Annotated in this window: 15 protein-coding genes; 11 read left to right on the forward strand and 4 right to left on the reverse strand. The window is 37.6% G+C overall.

Translation table 11 applies throughout. The annotated features are described in order from the left end of the window. Positions 1–3 precede the first annotated feature (3 nt). The 10 genes from ACEW8U_RS23750 to ACEW8U_RS23795 all read left to right on the forward strand — a co-directional run bounded on the left by ACEW8U_RS23750 (position 4) and on the right by ACEW8U_RS23795 (position 8,332). Positions 4–1,050, forward strand: coding sequence for a transporter (locus tag ACEW8U_RS23750; RefSeq protein ID WP_373524545.1), 1,047 nt, complete (start codon positions 4–6; stop codon positions 1,048–1,050). Beyond that, entirely contained in the window at positions 1,047–2,129 is a 1,083-nt protein-coding gene (locus ACEW8U_RS23755; RefSeq protein ID WP_373524546.1) for a DUF3179 domain-containing protein, read from the forward strand. The genes ACEW8U_RS23750 and ACEW8U_RS23755 overlap by 4 nt, the downstream gene beginning before the upstream one ends. Positions 2,130–2,140: 11 nt before the next feature. Continuing rightward, the gene (locus tag ACEW8U_RS23760; RefSeq protein WP_373524547.1) at positions 2,141–2,755 is read left to right on the forward strand and encodes a peroxiredoxin-like family protein; all 615 of its coding nucleotides are present in this window, start codon (positions 2,141–2,143) and stop codon (positions 2,753–2,755) included. Between the two features lie 3 nt (positions 2,756–2,758). Continuing rightward, positions 2,759–3,271: a DUF4833 domain-containing protein gene (locus ACEW8U_RS23765; RefSeq protein WP_373524548.1), complete on the forward strand. Its 513-nt coding sequence runs from the start codon at positions 2,759–2,761 to the stop codon at positions 3,269–3,271. Continuing rightward, entirely contained in the window at positions 3,268–3,789 is a 522-nt protein-coding gene (locus tag ACEW8U_RS23770) for a hypothetical protein (protein WP_373524549.1), read from the forward strand. Before ACEW8U_RS23765 ends, ACEW8U_RS23770 begins: the two co-directional genes overlap by 4 nt. A gap of 19 nt (positions 3,790–3,808) precedes the next feature. Beyond that, positions 3,809–4,843, forward strand: coding sequence for a DUF6695 family protein (locus ACEW8U_RS23775; RefSeq protein WP_373524550.1), 1,035 nt, complete (start codon positions 3,809–3,811; stop codon positions 4,841–4,843). Between the two features lie 61 nt (positions 4,844–4,904). Continuing rightward, complete coding sequence (locus ACEW8U_RS23780) at positions 4,905–5,648, forward strand: flavodoxin family protein (RefSeq protein ID WP_373524551.1); 744 nt, start codon at positions 4,905–4,907, stop codon at positions 5,646–5,648. Between the two features lie 62 nt (positions 5,649–5,710). Continuing rightward, positions 5,711–6,820 (forward strand): DUF2652 domain-containing protein, encoded by a 1,110-nt coding sequence (locus ACEW8U_RS23785; protein WP_373524552.1) that lies wholly within the window; start codon positions 5,711–5,713, stop codon positions 6,818–6,820. Next, positions 6,810–7,292 (forward strand): DUF2062 domain-containing protein, encoded by a 483-nt coding sequence (locus ACEW8U_RS23790; RefSeq protein ID WP_373524553.1) that lies wholly within the window; start codon positions 6,810–6,812, stop codon positions 7,290–7,292. Before ACEW8U_RS23785 ends, ACEW8U_RS23790 begins: the two co-directional genes overlap by 11 nt. A gap of 59 nt (positions 7,293–7,351) precedes the next feature. Next, positions 7,352–8,332 carry a lipid A-modifier LpxR family protein gene (locus ACEW8U_RS23795; RefSeq protein ID WP_373524554.1) on the forward strand — a complete coding sequence of 327 codons (981 nt, stop codon included), beginning with the start codon at positions 7,352–7,354 and terminating at the stop codon, positions 8,330–8,332. On the opposite strand, the gene ppk1 is transcribed toward ACEW8U_RS23795, so the two are convergent. Then, the gene (ppk1, locus tag ACEW8U_RS23800) at positions 8,329–10,359 is read right to left on the reverse strand and encodes a polyphosphate kinase 1 (protein ID WP_373524555.1); all 2,031 of its coding nucleotides are present in this window, start codon (positions 10,357–10,359) and stop codon (positions 8,329–8,331) included. The genes ACEW8U_RS23795 and ppk1 overlap by 4 nt on opposite strands. Positions 10,360–10,368: 9 nt before the next feature. Then, positions 10,369–14,055, reverse strand: coding sequence for a metallophosphoesterase (locus tag ACEW8U_RS23805; protein ID WP_373524556.1), 3,687 nt, complete (start codon positions 14,053–14,055; stop codon positions 10,369–10,371). Between the two features lie 125 nt (positions 14,056–14,180). Here ACEW8U_RS23805 and ACEW8U_RS23810 point away from each other — a divergent pair, with 125 nt between their 5' ends. Further along, on the forward strand, positions 14,181–15,377 hold the full coding sequence (locus ACEW8U_RS23810; protein ID WP_373524557.1) for a Pycsar system effector family protein: 1,197 nt from the start codon (positions 14,181–14,183) through the stop codon (positions 15,375–15,377). Positions 15,378–15,414: 37 nt separating this feature from the next. Here the strand turns inward: ACEW8U_RS23810 and ACEW8U_RS23815 are convergent, their stop codons facing one another. Both ACEW8U_RS23815 and ACEW8U_RS23820 read right to left on the reverse strand, forming a co-directional pair. Next, on the reverse strand, positions 15,415–16,101 hold the full coding sequence (locus tag ACEW8U_RS23815) for a haloacid dehalogenase type II (protein WP_373524558.1): 687 nt from the start codon (positions 16,099–16,101) through the stop codon (positions 15,415–15,417). Between the two features lie 65 nt (positions 16,102–16,166). Continuing rightward, positions 16,167–16,564 (reverse strand): DinB family protein (locus ACEW8U_RS23820; RefSeq protein WP_373524559.1); only part of this gene is annotated, 398 nt, incomplete at its 5' end.

Raw genomic sequence — 16,564 nt, forward strand, 5'->3', positions numbered from 1 at the left:
CGCATGGTATTCCTAAAAAACATCTCGTCAAATAAAGTCAATTTCAGCTTTCTTCGAAACTGTTTTTTAGGAGGACTTACCCTACTTTTTGCAGTCATTACAAATTTTTCCTTTGGGCAGGCATGCTGTTCAGGAGGAGTTCCTTTGGGGGGAACCCTAGGATTGGGAACAGCAGATTACAAAGCATTTCAGTTTTTATTGACCTATGACCGGAATGTTCTGAATGACCTGATGAGCAACAGTACGCTTTTAGAAGACGATACAAGGAGCCGGTTGACCAAATCGACTCTGCTCGAGGTGAATTATGGTATCAATGCAAGATGGGCAGTTGCCGCAGTATTACCCTTTGTGAGGCAAGAGAGAATTATCAAAGGATTTGAAGGTCAGGAAGAATTTACTTTTACGCAAGGCATTGGTGATGTGATGTTATTGTTGAAATATAGGATACTCAATCCTGAGACCACGCCATTTATGGAGTGGGTAGTGGGAGGAGGACCTAAATTTCCTACCGGGAAAACTGATTTTCTAAACAACAATGGATTGACACTTCCTGCCGATATGCAGCCAGGTTCAGGTTCTTTAGATGGGATGTTTTGGACATTTTTCCAAAAATCAAAGTTTCCCATTCAGCCTATGAGTTTGGTTGTCGTTTCAACTTTAAGGAAATCAGGCAAGAACAATGACTATAATGGAAGTCAGGTCTATCAGTTCGGTGATGAATTTCAGGCAAATCTGGGAATCAACTATAATTTTTTTGCTCTATGGCCGATGGACATATTTGCTTTTGGCAGATACCGTACGCAGAATGTGGACCTCATAGACGGCAACGTTTTCCCAGGTTCCGGCGGAAAATGGGTGTATGTGATTCCGGGTTTCAATGTCAGTTTTATCCCGGATCTTTCTTTCAGAGCATCAGTGGACATTCCTGTTTACAGAAATTTATATGGGACGCAATTGACGACTTCCTATCGCTATACATTGGCGATGTTTTACAACCTCAACCCTAAAAAGAAAAAGATCGGAAACACATTAAAATTCGGAGAATTATGAAAAATTTAAAATTGTATCCCACAATATTCTCAGTCCTTGTTTTATATGTATTGACAGGATGCACAGATAATTCCAATGGACAAAATCCAACAGATACTTCCGGGGAATGGCTGATTCCCAGTAATCAGGTTTTTGATGGTGGGCCTGGAAAAGATGGTATTCCTGCCCTGACAAACCCAAATTTCATCAATGCCTCAGAAGCAGGTTATCTATTGGACAATGACCTTGTTTTGGGATTTGTATCCAATGGTGAGGCCAGGGCTTATCCTCATAAAATCCTGGATTGGCACGAGATCATCAACGATGATATTGGAAGTGATTCATTTGCGGTGATTTATTGCCCCTTGACGGGTACAGGGATTGGATGGGATAGGGTACTTCCTGTTGGAAAAACCACCTTCGGCGTTTCAGGACTTCTCTACAATACAAATGTTATTCCTTACGACAGGCTAACAGACAGTAATTGGTCACAGTTGGCTTTTTTGGCAGTAAATGGAACGCTTTCGGGAACCAAGCCCAATGTGGTAAACCTGATCGAAACCAGTTGGAAAACCTGGAAAGAATTGTATCCCACTACAAAAGTGGTTTCTACCAATACCGGACATAATAGAAATTACCAGCAATATCCTTACGGAGATTATCGGACAAACAATAATACGATCATTTTTCCGGTAACTCAGTCAGATTCCAGATTACCTGCAAAGGAAAGGGGACTTGCCCTTATAGTGGATAATAAAGCCAAAGTATATAGCATTGAATTGTTTGACCAAGAAGACATTCTATTTGAAGATCAATTTGCCGGATCGGATTTGGTAATAGTAGGAAACAAGACAAAGAATTTCATAGTTGCTTTGCCTAAGAGATTGCAGGATGGAACAGCTGTAGAACTGTCATTGCTGGAAGGCCAGGGCCCTGCCATTTTACAGGATACCAGCGGAAATAAATATGATGCATTCGGTAATGTAATCTCAGGACCAAAATCAGGTCAAAAACTGCAATCTATTCCCCAAATGATTGGCTATTGGTTTGCCTGGGCACCGTTCTATGAAACGGTTGAAATATTTGAACCTCAAAATTAAAATCAAGAATCATGAAATATATAATCATGGCCATATTTAGTTTTTCCCTTTTGGGGAATGTCAAAGCACAAGATCAAAACATCAAATCAGTAAACGAGGCAGTAGGGTTGGAAGTTGGAGCAAAAGCCCCATTATTTGAGGCTATAGATCAAAATGGTAAAAAACAAAATTTAGATGAATTGCTCAAAGAAGGCCCTGTTGTTGTCGTCTTTTACCGAGGTCAGTGGTGTCCGATATGTAACAGGCATTTGGATACTTTGAATGACAGTTTGGATGCGATATATGCAAAAGGCGCTAGGGTAGTTGCCATTTCACCTGAAAAACCTGAAAAAATTCAGAAAACAATTGAGAAAACCAATGCCTCGTTTACGCTTTTGTTTGACGAAGATTATAGGATTTCTGAAAGTTTCGATGTGGCCTTTTTGCCGGATTTTGCTACAAGGACAGCATACAATACTGATTTGGGAGCAAACTTGAAAGATGCTCATTCTGATGAAAGCCAAAGGCTGCCTATTCCAGCTACCTTTATCATAGGTCAGGATAGGACAATAATTTGGAGGCACTTTGATCCCAATTATAAAAACAGGGCAGCTGTCAGTGATATTGTAAATGCATTATCCCAGTAATACATGATTTTGTTTTTGTTGATACTGAATCTAGTCAGTTATCCGCTTCCGGATACCCTTTCGGTTGGAAGCCAACATCTCTTTTACATTGAAAGGAGTAAGGATACAAACGTGATTTATTATGATCTTAATAAGGACAAATCCGGAAATTTTGATGCTGAGAATCCTTTCAATATTTATTGGGTGAAAAATGAAAAGGGAGGAAAGAAGGAATCTCTTACATGGATCCAAAACAAATATGCGTATGGATTGAAAATCCTGGAAAAAGATTCAGAGCACGTGGTTTTTCAATTTGCCCCATATGACAAAAAGATTTTTATACTGAAGAAAGATGATTCGGGTATTTACAGGATTTTTTCTGATCCACCTCAAGAGGAGATGTATCTGGAGAAAATTTTCATTCAGATCGATGGTGGCTCTTTTTGGTTTCCAAAGATAGCCCATATTACGCTTCAAGGTAAATGCCCTAAAATAGGAAAAGTTAAAACAGAAATAATAAAGCCCCACCAGCCATGAAAATTTATTGTATTCAAAATTTATTGCAGATCAGAGAATTGGTCAACAATATGAAAGAAGAGGATTTTGTGAATAAACTGGAAATCCTTTCCGGTTCCTCGATAGGCCAACATCTCAGGCATATTCTGGAATTGTATCAATGTCTATTGGATGGTACAGCGACAAATGAAGTCAATTATGACAACAGGAAAAGGAATTTGAGATTAGATTCTGATCCAGCCTTTGCCTTAAAGACCATCGAAGAAATCTCTGAAAAGATCTTCAATTTGGACAGTGACAGGTGCCTTTCTTTGATAGGGTCTTTTTCTGCCAGTTCGGAAAAAAAACTGACTATTCAGACTTCAATCTTTAGGGAACTTGCTTATAATCTGGAACATAGTATCCACCATCAGGCGCTGATGAAAATAGGTTTATCAGCTTTGCAGCTTTCCCATCTTGTGGATGAAGATTTCGGCGTTGCACCGGCAACAATCAAATTTAAAAATTCTCAAATTTCAGATGCTATAGCCACTTCTTAACCCCATAAAAACAGAAATCATGGAAAGAAATAGGGAAAGACCAAAAGATTTGGCAATAGTATTGGCTTGGCCACAGACCTGGTGCAAACAGCCGGGTAGTTGGTATGACAATTTGATGGCTTACTTTGGAGTAAGTAAAAATCATTATTATGCGGTTGGACATGCCGCTGTTGTCCTGATTGAGGGAAAAACAGGACGATGTCATTATTATGATTTTGGAAGATACCATGCGCCCTATCAATATGGAAGAGTGAGAGGTGAACTGACTGACCCGGAATTGGTAATCAAGCAACAAGCACTTTATGATGAATTTGGAGATATTACAAATGTAAAAGAGATTTTAAAGATGCTTTCCAAAAGAGAAGCCTGTCACGGGCAGGGAAAATTATTTGCTTCTATCTGTCAGATTAATTTTAAGAAAGCCAATCAAAAGGCTTTGGAAATGCAGGAATCTTCTCCACTTCCCTATGGGCCTTTTGCTATAAAAGGTAGTAACTGCTCCAGATTTGTCAATGATGTAGTCAAAGCAGGAGAACCATATATTGGGATTTATTTAAAACTGCAGTTTCCGAAAAGCATTACACCTACCCCAATGGGAAATGTGAAATCCTCCGGAAATGTTATCATGGTTGGAAATGATGATCTGCCGCCACCGCCCAAATGTAGGTTATTGAATCAGGTGTTGGAAGCCCCGAAAAGACATGCAGCCATTCCAAATACCGCAAAATGGCTGTCAGGAGAAGGTGCTGGATCTTGGTATGATATCAAACAAATCGGAACATTTTTTTATTGCAGGAGATTTGATGAAAAGGGCAGAATCGAGTTCTCTTCATTTTATGAATTAGAAGGCAAAGAATTGATCCATCTTGATAGTGGTTTTTCTTTTGGCTATCCTAGCCATTTTCAAAGAATCACATTGATTCAGAAAAACAAAATATTTGTACTGAAAAATATAGGACCATTTGGTGATGACTTATTTCAGAAAGCACAAAGTAAGATCTACCCGAAAATTGATATAGATTTTATCCAAAAAATGTCAATCTCCTCAAACTGAATTATTTATTTATAATCTTGATTTGATTCAAAATAATCATTTTCAAAAAAACCAAAGTCTCATGAGATTCAAACTGAATAAAATACAAACACAATGGAATGCTGATAACAAAACCGATTTTTCTGATTTAAAGGCGGTGTTTCTCAATTGTACTTTGAAAAAATCACCTGCTCTTTCCCATACTGAAGGTTTGATGGCCATGTCTCAGACGATTATGGAAGCCAATGGGGTCAAAACAGAACTGATTAGGGTAGTGGACTTTGAAGTGGCCTTTGGGGTATATCCAGACATGACCGAACATGGTTGGGACAAAGATGAGTGGCCGGAAATTCAGAAAAAAGTGATGGATGCCAATATTCTCGTTATCGGGACTCCGATTTGGTTGGGAGAGAAATCATCCATAGCGACCAAAGTAATAGAAAGACTTTATGGTTTTTCGGGAAACCTGAATAAAGAAGGTCAATATGCCTACTATGGTAAAGCAGGTGGCTGTCTGATTACAGGTAATGAAGATGGCGTCAAACATTGTGCGATGAATATCCTTTATAGCCTGCAACATTTGGGTTATACCATTCCTCCACAAGCCGATGCAGGATGGATAGGGGAGGCAGGGCCAGGTCCCAGTTATTTGGATGAAGGCAGCGGCGGTCTTGAAAATGAATTTACCACCAGAAATACCACTTTTATGACCTGGAATCTGATGCATTTGGCTTTTCTGTTGACAAATGGTTTTCCTGCCCATGGGAATGTCCGAAGCCAGTGGGACAAAAGCGACCATGACCATCCCAATCCTGAATACAGGTAAACAGGTTTGGTCGATTGAAGCCAAGTGATCTTTCCAAAGTAAAAATTACGGGTATACCGAAAATGGATAATTATACATCTTTTGCTAATTCCAAAACTGGGACCATTTTTATCCCTGACATCAGTGGTTTTACCCATTTTATCAATCATACCGAAATCAGCCACAGCCAGCATATTATCACGGAATTGCTGGAATTGATTATCAAAGAAACCGGTGATTTATTTCTGCTTTCTGAGATTGAAGGCGATGCCATTTTATTTTATAAGTTTATTGATAAGCCTGATTTTGATAAGATTACAGCCCTATGTATCAATATTTTCAAGAAGTTTCACCAGCATCTAAAATATTATGACAGAGACAGGGTCTGTCATTGTGGGGCCTGTACTTCTACGGATTCTCTTTCCCTTAAATTTATAGTACACTTTGGCGAATTTTCTATTTATCAAGTAGGTGGATATTCCAAACTGCTAGGTAAAGATGTTATTTTGGCTCATAGACTTTTAAAAAACGGAATTGGCCAAAATGAATATTTATTGTTCAGTGATGATTTTATAAAAGCTTCTTGTTTACCGGATATCAAGATTTTTGATATGATGGTCATGAGAGAAATTATGGAAGGCTTAGAACCCACTGTCTTTTATTACCGGATATTAAGTGATCTCAAATCAGAAATCACAGAGCCTCCTTCCAGAAATATTGTCAATTTACCTGACATCAAAGCGAAATCTGCCATAGATATAAAGTATGGTTATCAAGAATTGATTTTAGCTTTAACCGAACCTGATAAAAGGTTGAAATGGATGAGGAATCTAAAAAAAATCACCTTGAAGGAACATAAAATCAATAGAGTATCTACTTCTCATGAATGCCTGATTGGAGGAAATCAAATAGAAATTAAAATTGAACAGCTAGAAGATGATGAGAAAGATGTGAAATTGATTGAAAGGGCACATATGAAAAGTCCAAATATTGATTTTATTATTCTATATCATCTTGAAAAAACTGGACGGAACCAGACCCGTATAAGTATTGGTAATCATTTTTACCCCTCCCCAATTTGGTATATCAGGTTGATCATAGTACCCATATTTTCTTTGATTTTAAAAATGGAAAATAGATTGAATATGAAGCGGTTAAAAAAATATATGGAAGCTGTACATCATGTGGTTTAGAAATTATCAACAAAAATTAAAACGATTATTCCAACAGGGGCTGAGTCCAAAGGAATTGGCAATGAGTATTGCATTGGCCGTTTTTGTTGGGGTATTTCCCATATATGGAACCACAACCGTTATTCTTACATTTTTGGCCTTAAAATTAAAGTTAAATCTTCCCATCATGATCACTGTAAGTTATGCGCTTACTCCATTACTGTTTCTGTTGTTGATTCCATTTATCAGGATCGGAGAATTTGTATTTGGGTATCAGCCAGTGGCGATGGATTTATCTACGCTGAAAGCCTCAATTTCTACAGGCCTGTTTGAGACGCTTTCAGTTTTTTCAGGAAGATTGGCACTGGCAGTAGGGGCCTGGATATTGGTGGCCTTGCCGGTAGCAATTTTTGTTTATATTCTTCTTTTTCAGATTTTTAGAAAAGTCAAAACACTAAGAAGCGAAAATAATCAGCTGGATTCTGTCTTTTAAAGACTGTCAGGAAAGTATGGATAGTTCGACTAATTATACAAAGCCATCTAACTACCCCAATGAAATTCAAACAGCTAATCTTTATTCGCAGTGTGCTTACATTTATCGTCATTATAAATGTCATCACCTTTTTAAATGCCCAAGACCGAGTGCGAAATAATGCAGTCTATTTCTATCATGATAATGATGTTTTTCGATTCAAGCATAATAGCGACCAATTCTATTCCTTCGGGTTGTTTTTAGGATATCGCCAGACTATAAAGGAACAAAGTGGTTTTAACAAAGCATTCTTTTTTGTGAAAAATAAAGAATCCTCCAAACTCTTGTATGGTGCAAATTTGTCTGTCAAAGGATTTACACCTGAGTTTGAAAAGAATCTCAATAATGCAGAAATAAGACCCTTTGCAGGGATTACAGTTTTGGAGCAAAACTTATCTTCCGCCCAGGAAAAAAGATTTTATTCCTTAGGACTTTCATTGGGAGCACGCGGGCAGATTTCAGGGGCAGAGTGGATTCAGGATAACTTTCACAGGTTGATAGACAGTCCGGTGTTTGAAGGGTGGGAGAATCAACTCTCCAATAAATTTATCTATGGAGTCAGTGGAACCTATGCCTTTTCAGTTCCCGTGGCTAAATGGATACAAATTGTTCCTGAGAGCAAAGCTGCCATTGGTAATTTTCAAACCTATCTTCAACAGGGTGTAATCATCAGGGCAGGAATATTCAATAGCTCGCTTTCAAATACTAAATATTATGGAACCAATCTGAACAATACTTCCAAAAAAGCCAAAAATGAATACTTTTTGTTCGCAAAAGGTTTTGGGAGAATCAGTTTGATCGATACTACTTTGGGAAAGGAAGCAATTGGAAATACGACCAATGCGCTCAATAAAAGAAATAGGATGGCAGGTTTTGATTTTGGTTTGATGATGCAGTCAGGACCGGTTGGGATAAGGTTAAGTAGGCACTTAATATCAGCTGATTCCAATTTTAGTACCAGACATACTTACGGGTCTCTTGGACTGTCATATTTGTTTTAGATCTTTGATAAATAATCCAGTATTGCTTTTTGAGAGCGGGCGTTTGGTTCTGAGTCAATTACCGGGATGTTTTTCAATAGTCTTTTCAATTCAACAGCCTTCACATTGTCAGACCATTGAAGCTCCATGATATGGCAAATCTCACGTTTTAACAGCTCATTGAGTATGGGAAAACAAATTTCAATTCTATGATGGATATTTCGGTTCATCCAATCCGCCGAACCCATGTAAATTAGAGAATCTCCATCATTAAGAAATGAAAAAATCCGACCATGTTCCAAAAACCTATCGACAATTCTTTTTACTGTGATGTTCTCGCTCTGACCTTTAATGCCTAGAACCAAGCGGCAAATCCCTCTGACCAATAGCCGAATTTTAACTCCTGAATTAGAGGCGAAATACAAGGCATCAATTAGTGACTGTTCCTCGAGGTTATTTAATTTGATGAAAATTTCGGCTTTTTTACCTTCTTGAGCATTTTTGATTTCATTTTGAATTAGCAATAGAAATTTCTCCAAAAGATTAAACTGTGCCACTAAAAGATTTTTGAAAGTCAATGTTTCTTTTTTTGGGGGAGTTTTGATTTTTTCCAAAAATATAAATGCCTGTTTGAGTTCTGAGGTAAGGTTGATATCTGAAGTTAACAGGAAGTGATCGGTATAAATTTTTGCTGTATTTTCATTAAGATTTCCGGTGCCGAATAGACCATATAAGATTTCTGATTTACCGGATTTGAGTTTTACAAGAGCTGCTTTGGCATGGACTTTTAATGTAGGATCGCTATAAATAATATTGATGCCTGCCTTCTTCAGGATTTTAGCCCAATTCAGGTTGTTTTCTTCATCAAACCTGGCCTTGAGTTCCACAAAAACTGTCACTGATTTCCCGTTTTTTGCCGCTGAAATCAAAGCTTTCAAAATTTTTGAATCCTGTGCTACCCGGTAAATAGTCAAATAAATTTCTTTCACTTTTGGATGAGTTGCAGCTTCATTAAAAAAACGGACGATTGGGTCAAATGTATGATATGGTGTATGTATTAGGATATCTGTATTGTCGATCTGTTCAAAAATACTCTTATCAATACTAAGCGGATAAGAAATTGTTGGCCATTGGATAGGTTTGCTTTCCAACTCATTTATTTTGGGAAAATCAAACAAATCCTTGAGATGATGATAAGAACCTCCTTTGACCAAGGAGGCAGCTTTAAGATTTAATTGAGATCTGAATTGTTCCAAAAATTCAACCGGTATATCCTGATCATACAGCAATCTTGTGGCGAGTCCATAATCACGTTTTTTGAGTTTTTCTTCCCAAGTTGCCAGAAAATCACCTTTAATTTCCTCCCTATAATTTATCTCCGCATTTCTGGTGACTTTAAAGCTGGAAATCATGTTGATTTCAGAATTTGGGAAAACCCATTTCAAATTGGTTTTGATGATGTCGTCCAAGAAAACCACATACTTTTTACCATTTTTTTCAAACAGAACCAACCTGGGAATGTGCGATGAAGGTAAAGGGATAATGATCTTTTTTTCCTTTTTATTTTTCACGGTAACCACCAGATAAATCTTGTTGTTTTCAGGGAAAAAATCAATATCTTTTTTCCCCATATCAATGATTTGTAAGTGTCCCAAAATCACATTAAGAAAATACAAGTTGATTTCTTGTAGGATAATGTTTGGAATTGGGGCATTATATACCCATAGAATCCCCTCTGATTTTAGACCACGGACTATGGACCTGATTGATTTACCAAAATCATTAAGTTGTTTACCAATGATTCTATCAGCCATTTCACTGATATTCAAATTAGGTTTTTTTGTTCCTTCTTTAGTTTCTATTTTTTGTACAGCCTTAATAAACGGATATCTTACACTATAGAATTCATCCAAATTGGATGAGAAGATGGCCAAAAATTTGATCCTTTCACTAATCGAATTAGTCGGATTTGTGGACTCTAAAAGTACCCGGTGGTTGAATGTCAACCAGCTCAGATCTCTGTCAAAATAAGTATGCTTTTTCATCATTAAACCTCTTTAAAATTGAAATCCAAAGGTGATAGCCAATAGATTTTCTTCCCTGGTGAATCCCATTGAACCTGTAATGACAACACGATTTAAGGGTGCGATCCAAATTCCAGCACCTGTGCTTCTGTGCCATCTTCGGGAATTTTCACCCTCAAACCAAACTCTTGCAACATCATGAAACAACAATATTCCGCTTGATGCCGGAAACAAATAGGTTTTGAAATTGACAAATCTGATCCGTAATTCAGTATTATTATAAGCCATAGCATCACCTGCAAACCTAAATCTCCTAAATCCCCTTAAATTAGTCTTGCCACTAAGGTTTTGGGCCTGGAAGAATTCATAATCCCCAAAAGTGTACCCACCTCCAAAACTTGTTGCCCAGGTGAATCGGGAAGCCTCCCTAAAAGTCCAATATAATGATAAAGAAGAATTTAAAATTGTAACCCTCCTGCTGAACTCATTCAATCCTTCTAAATGACGTGCATCCGCTACAAAGTGAATCCCTCTTGAGGGTATTTTTTCATTATCTTTTTTATTGATTTCAAATCTGGATTGAATTCCGGAAAAGAGTTTTCTTTGATTGATATCAAAGGTATTTAATCCACTCAATTCCTCGTTATTGATAAATCTGCCCTCATTATCTTCTCCATCCAATCTAGTGTATTCTAAGATAGGACCGATTTTGAAGTTTCCAAACGCACCCACTTCTTTCCTCAAATAGAGCCCCATGTTGACCATATTATACCTTACCCGATAAAAATCCAAATCATGGTTTTCAAAATCTATCCCTGAGGATTCGTTGCCAAAACCAAAGAAGTTGTTGACATAATTGGGAGCCCTTACATCAGTTTTCCATTCCAAATCCCAATTTTTTATTACATCTACAAAATGTCCCCTGTAGTAAAAGTTAAAAGCTCCGGTTCTTAAGGCAACATTTCCTTTTAAAGAATGCAGGGTTTTATAAGGCTCTTTTCTGAATCCCTGCTTTATCCATTGAATTCCGGCACCCAAAAACAGACCATCATCTGCATTGAATTCCAGAGAAGGTAGTGGACTGGTAACCTCATATTTGAAAGCTTTTCTGTTGTAGTCGTAAATTGAAGATTTTTGAGAACTAATTATTTTACTGTTTTTACCGGTTTGTATAAAATCATCATCTTTGCTCCATTGATAGATTATCTGTGATTTCTTTTCAAGAAAAGCTTCATCAACAATACTGTCGGATTTTACACTTCCTATTACCCGGAGTTTTATTTTTCCCGGGCCATTTCCGCCAATAAGAAAAACATCTTCTCCTCCTATACCAAATAGCCTTATTTCTTCCGTTTCTTCGGGATAAAATGTACGGTCATAAAGGCTTTGTTTGGTTTCTCCTTTCTTGGAAATTTTACTTACCTGAACAGCAATATTTCCAGACGGGAAATGGGTGATTTCAAACAATTCATCTTTTTCGCTCCCAACCACATCCACTTCCTTAGCCAGGAATTCATAATATTCAAGCCCCTTTTCTTTAAGCCAGTTTCTTCTGTATTTTAATTTTGAGGTGATTTCTTGCGCCCTGATGTTATAGATGGCATCAGGTAAATTGGTGACTGACTCCTCTATCACCTCATCCGTCAATGAAGCAGATACTTCATCCAAGATTTCTTCCCAATCTGCTCTTTCAAGTTTGTTAAGAAAACTTCTGTCAAAATACCTTCCATTGAACATAAAGCCATTGACATTTCTCAAATCATAATCAAAACCCTGGAGTTTGGGCATAATCCAATTGCGGCTTGCTATTTTGGGTAAATATCCCTGATTGACAAAAAATGCCTGGTCCCTGTCTCTTGGCACGGGGACAAATTCTCTTCCTTTTTTGGTTTCTATTCCTATCCAAGTCCATTGGTCATCGTGACGGTCCCAATCTGCAATAAATAAATCCAACATCCTGGCCTTAAGAACTTCCCTTTGATTGACTACATAATCATTGTCACCCAAGGTAGCTTGGATCATTTTATCCGTACTGAAAGTTTTGAAATCCTTTTTCTTAATATCATCCGGCGTGGCATATCTTTTTTCAAAAAGGAAGACATTAGCGCCAAAATCTTCCCTGTAAAGCCTGAGTGAAGGATTATCAGGGAGCCAAACTAGTTTTGGGTCTGTATGGTACACTCCGACAGCATTCGCCAAGGTGGGAATTACCAAAGAAGCAAAAGGATTCGAAGCAGAAATTTGATCCTGAACAATATCTTTCGCAACTGTTTGTCTCAAAATGGAGGGAATGGCCAAACTCGGATATTTTTCTACTGATCTGAGAACATATTCCTCTTCATTTTTCAGGTTTCTTAATCTGAGGGATTTGGTCTGCATACCCCCGCCTCTTTTGACTATTTCAAAACCTCCTTTTTCTTCATTGATTTTAAAAACTGACAGGGGAACAGAGGTCTGCCATTCCAGCCTGTAATTTTCCCCCAAAAACCTTCTTTGAAGCTTGTTTACATAATAGAGGTAACTGATTGGAGTACTTACGCTATCCGGAAATGATACAACTTCTTCCAAATCATCCCCTTCAGGACTGTAAAAAGGTCTATTTATATCTTCAAAAAGTGTCTTTTGAAAAATTGGATCTGAATTTTCCAAGTCAAAAAAGGAAAGACTTACAGCATTGTTTTCATAGAAATCCAGTATCGCAAAACCTTTGGAAGTTGCTCCAAATTCCAAAGGATTCTTTTTTTTGAGTTTTGTTGACCTTGAGCCGGAACCGCTAACTATAAAGTGGGCATTATCCTCTTGTAAATATTGCAAGGAATGATCATGTCCCGAAACAGTAATCACCTGGGGGTGTTTTTCGATAATTTTATTTACCCTTTCAATCAGCATTTTGTAAAGGGGATGGGCTTGGTCCTGAAGGCTTCCGAAATATGTCCTATAAACAGGGTATATGGATCCAAGAAGCGGTAAAGGGATGTAAAGGTTTTTGTTGGCTGCGGTCAAAGGAAAAAGATGGTCTTTGAGAGTATATGCACCGTTGTGTTCTCCAAAGGTTCTTGGAGGATGATGGAGAGCAAACAGAATTAGTTTGTCTTTATTTTGGAGAAAGATGTCTTCTAATCCTGCCATCACTTCATCCCGTGTTTTGAATTCACAATCCGAAAACTCCTCTGGCTTGTCAAAAGGATGTACCCACCATTGGGTATCCATGACTATCAATATAGTGTTATCATTGAACTTGATGTCAATAGGACCTGGACAGCCATCTCTTGGAAGCCATTGTACATTTGGGTTAGCAATAGAATCCAGATAGGCTTGTTGTCGCAAAACGGCATTAAAGCCACCGGGCTTTCCCTGTTCCCAATCATGATTTCCCGGGATCATCCAAAGTCTTCCCTCTTTGTAATTGATGATATCCAGTTGGGCATCTAGGATTTCACAACTGACATCCTCATAGTCATTTCCTTTTTCAGGCATTCCTCTCGGGTAAATATTATCACCTAAAAAAATATAGTCTGTCTTCAAATCCTTTGGTTGGTCATCGATCAGTTTTTTCACCTTATCCATAACTAAATGCTGACCTTCATCTAAATCTCCGGCATCTCCAATAAGAAAAACCCTCTGTTTGATAGGATTTTGGGCAATCAAAGGTGAAAAATTTCCAAATACCAGTAGAAAGCAAATAGGAAGTTGAAGAAAATATTTAAATGTAAGTTTCATAGTCCAAGAGAAAAACGAATCTCAGGATCTTATAAAACAAATAATGTCGGCAAGCCTACAAATTAAGAGGTGAAAGACAGTCAACTTTAAATTTATATTGTAAAGGACCTTTTTCAATTCAAAAAATGAAGAAAGAAAATAATGACTTATTAGAGAAAGTGCGAAAATGGGTGACGGCACATTTTTTAAAAAGTGATAGTAGAAAGTTTACCTATCACAATCTTGACCATATAGAGGAAGTTTCGGCAGCTTGTCAGTATTTGGCTGATTTTCACCAAATCAATGAGATTGATAAAGAAATACTTCTAGTTTCTGCATGGTTTCATGACACGGGTTGTTGGGAGGATGTGATCGAAAATCATGAGGAAAAAAGTGTTCTTTATGCCAAAACCTTTTTTGAAAAGTTTCAGATTGAAGGTAAGCTTATTGACAAAGTGGAATCCTGTATTTTGGCTACAAGAATGCCCCAACATCCTAAGGGCATTTTAGAAAAGATTATCTGTGATGCCGATCTTTCCCATTTTGCAAAAGATGGATTTGTCGAAAAATCCAAGTCCCTATACAAGGAAATGGTTGAATTCGGGAAATATGACAAAAGTGAAACAGAATGGTTGAAGGAAACCTATTTGATTCTTAAAAATCATAAATATCATACTGAAATTGCGCAAAAGGAGTATGAAAAAGGAAAGTTAAAAAATCTCGACCTCCTCCAACATGAAATCCAGAGAAAACAAGAGAAAAAAGCGGCAAAACAAGCCAGAAAGGATTTGAAAATGATAAAGAAGAATCTTCCAGAAAGAGGGGTAGAGACTATGTTCAGGACCACCTCAAAAAATCACTTGGAGCTATCTTCAATTGCGGACAATAAAGCTAACATTATGATATCTGTTAACTCAATAATTGTCTCCATCATCGTTACCGTATTGATCAGAAAATTGGAAGAGCAGCCACAATTTATTATTCCTACTATCCTGCTGCTGCTTACCAACCTTGTGACTATAGTATTTGCGGTGCTTGCTACCCGTCCAAAAGTCACGGAAGGAAATATTACCCAAAAAGACATTGATAATAAGAAATCAAATTTACTCTACTTTGGTAATTTCCATAAAATGGATTTCGAGACCTATGAGTCGGGGATGAAAACCATGATGCAGGATGCAGATTTTCTATATTCTACGATGATTCGGGATATTTATTATTTGGGTATTGTATTGAATAAAAAATACACCTTGTTAAGAAAAAGTTACAATGTATTTATGTATGGTTTTATTATTTCAGCTTTGGGATTTGCCCTAACTTTGATTATTGGTATAAATAATTAATACAAATGTTGTTGTGGCAGATGATTTTTATCAACCTCTATACTTTAAATAGCTTTTTGATTTTTTCTGCTACACCAATGACTGTATCTGCTGTGATAATAGGTTTCCTTTCCAATGGATACCAAACCATTCCAGGTCTGGAAATATAACAACCCTGCAATCCAACCCTTTGCGCTCCGGTGACATCCCATGCGTGACAAGCTACCATCATGGCTTCGGAAGCTGGTATATCCATCTGCCGGAGGACATTCATATAGGTCAGACCATGGGGCTTATAGTGCCTGACACTTTCCACGCTGAAGACCTGTTCAAAAAATTGCTCTAATCCCGAATATTGCAATTGTTCCTTAGCTACCTCCAAAGTACCGTTGGTCAGGGCGACCAGCCTAAATCCTGATTCCTGCAGCATTTGAAGACCTTCAATGACATCTTTATGAGGGGGTAATTTTCTTATCCAACCGAGGATATCCGTAATTTCATCATGTGTTAAGGGGACATGATGTTTTTCAGCCAGCATTTGAATAGCGGCCTTTCCAATTGTGCCAAAATCCTGAAAATGTTCCGTGGTGGTCTCAACCAAGGAATATTGAAGCAATAGCGAAAACCAAGAATCAAAAACATAGTCATTTTGAAAAGCATTGTTGATAGTGGTTTTTAGTGGACTTAAGTCCAGTAGCGTTTCATTGACATCAAAAATTAAAAGTTTGGGTTTATTGATCTTCATAAGTTTTGATATTTTTGGCTTATCACATTTTTTGGTCTAACTTCATTTAAATATCTTATTGCTGATTACCAACCCACATAAGCAGGAGCTTTTACTCCAGCCATTCTGAGATAGACAATGCATTGACCACGATGATGTACCTGATGATCTCTCAATAAGTAAAAAATATTTTCTTTGCTCATTTCCAATTTACGAAATTCAATGCCGGCATTCAAATCATCAGTTGAAATTTCCACAATCAGCTTCCCGATATAGTCGTTGGCATTTTTGAGGATTTCGAGGATCTGATCCTTGCTTAACTCTTCTGCTTTGGTCCTGTCATAAAATGTGTTGGATTCGCCCGAAATAAGCCGTGTGAGAAAACTGATATTGTCCACAATATGAAGCAGCTGCCCCCCAAAAGTCATGGCCTCGTTTTCCGGTTTGAATCCATAATTTTCTTCCGGCATGGCTTTGGCCACTT

The organism is Aquiflexum sp. (assembly GCF_041751335.1).
GTDB lineage: Bacteria > Bacteroidota > Bacteroidia > Cytophagales > Cyclobacteriaceae > Aquiflexum.

Coding starts and splice junctions, on each gene's coding strand:
- ACEW8U_RS23815 (WP_373524558.1), bottom strand. CDS start 16,101: ATGAAGATCAATAAACCCAAACTTTTAATTTTTGATGTCAATGAAACG.
- ACEW8U_RS23760 (WP_373524547.1), top strand. CDS start 2,141: ATGAAATATATAATCATGGCCATATTTAGTTTTTCCCTTTTGGGGAAT.
- ACEW8U_RS23775 (WP_373524550.1), top strand. CDS start 3,809: ATGGAAAGAAATAGGGAAAGACCAAAAGATTTGGCAATAGTATTGGCT.
- ACEW8U_RS23750 (WP_373524545.1), top strand. CDS start 4: ATGGTATTCCTAAAAAACATCTCGTCAAATAAAGTCAATTTCAGCTTT.
- ppk1 (WP_373524555.1), bottom strand. CDS start 10,359: ATGATGAAAAAGCATACTTATTTTGACAGAGATCTGAGCTGGTTGACA.
- ACEW8U_RS23795 (WP_373524554.1), top strand. CDS start 7,352: ATGAAATTCAAACAGCTAATCTTTATTCGCAGTGTGCTTACATTTATC.
- ACEW8U_RS23765 (WP_373524548.1), top strand. CDS start 2,759: ATGATTTTGTTTTTGTTGATACTGAATCTAGTCAGTTATCCGCTTCCG.
- ACEW8U_RS23770 (WP_373524549.1), top strand. CDS start 3,268: ATGAAAATTTATTGTATTCAAAATTTATTGCAGATCAGAGAATTGGTC.
- ACEW8U_RS23810 (WP_373524557.1), top strand. CDS start 14,181: ATGAAGAAAGAAAATAATGACTTATTAGAGAAAGTGCGAAAATGGGTG.
- ACEW8U_RS23785 (WP_373524552.1), top strand. CDS start 5,711: ATGGATAATTATACATCTTTTGCTAATTCCAAAACTGGGACCATTTTT.
- ACEW8U_RS23755 (WP_373524546.1), top strand. CDS start 1,047: ATGAAAAATTTAAAATTGTATCCCACAATATTCTCAGTCCTTGTTTTA.
- ACEW8U_RS23790 (WP_373524553.1), top strand. CDS start 6,810: ATGTGGTTTAGAAATTATCAACAAAAATTAAAACGATTATTCCAACAG.
- ACEW8U_RS23780 (WP_373524551.1), top strand. CDS start 4,905: ATGAGATTCAAACTGAATAAAATACAAACACAATGGAATGCTGATAAC.
- ACEW8U_RS23805 (WP_373524556.1), bottom strand. CDS start 14,055: ATGAAACTTACATTTAAATATTTTCTTCAACTTCCTATTTGCTTTCTA.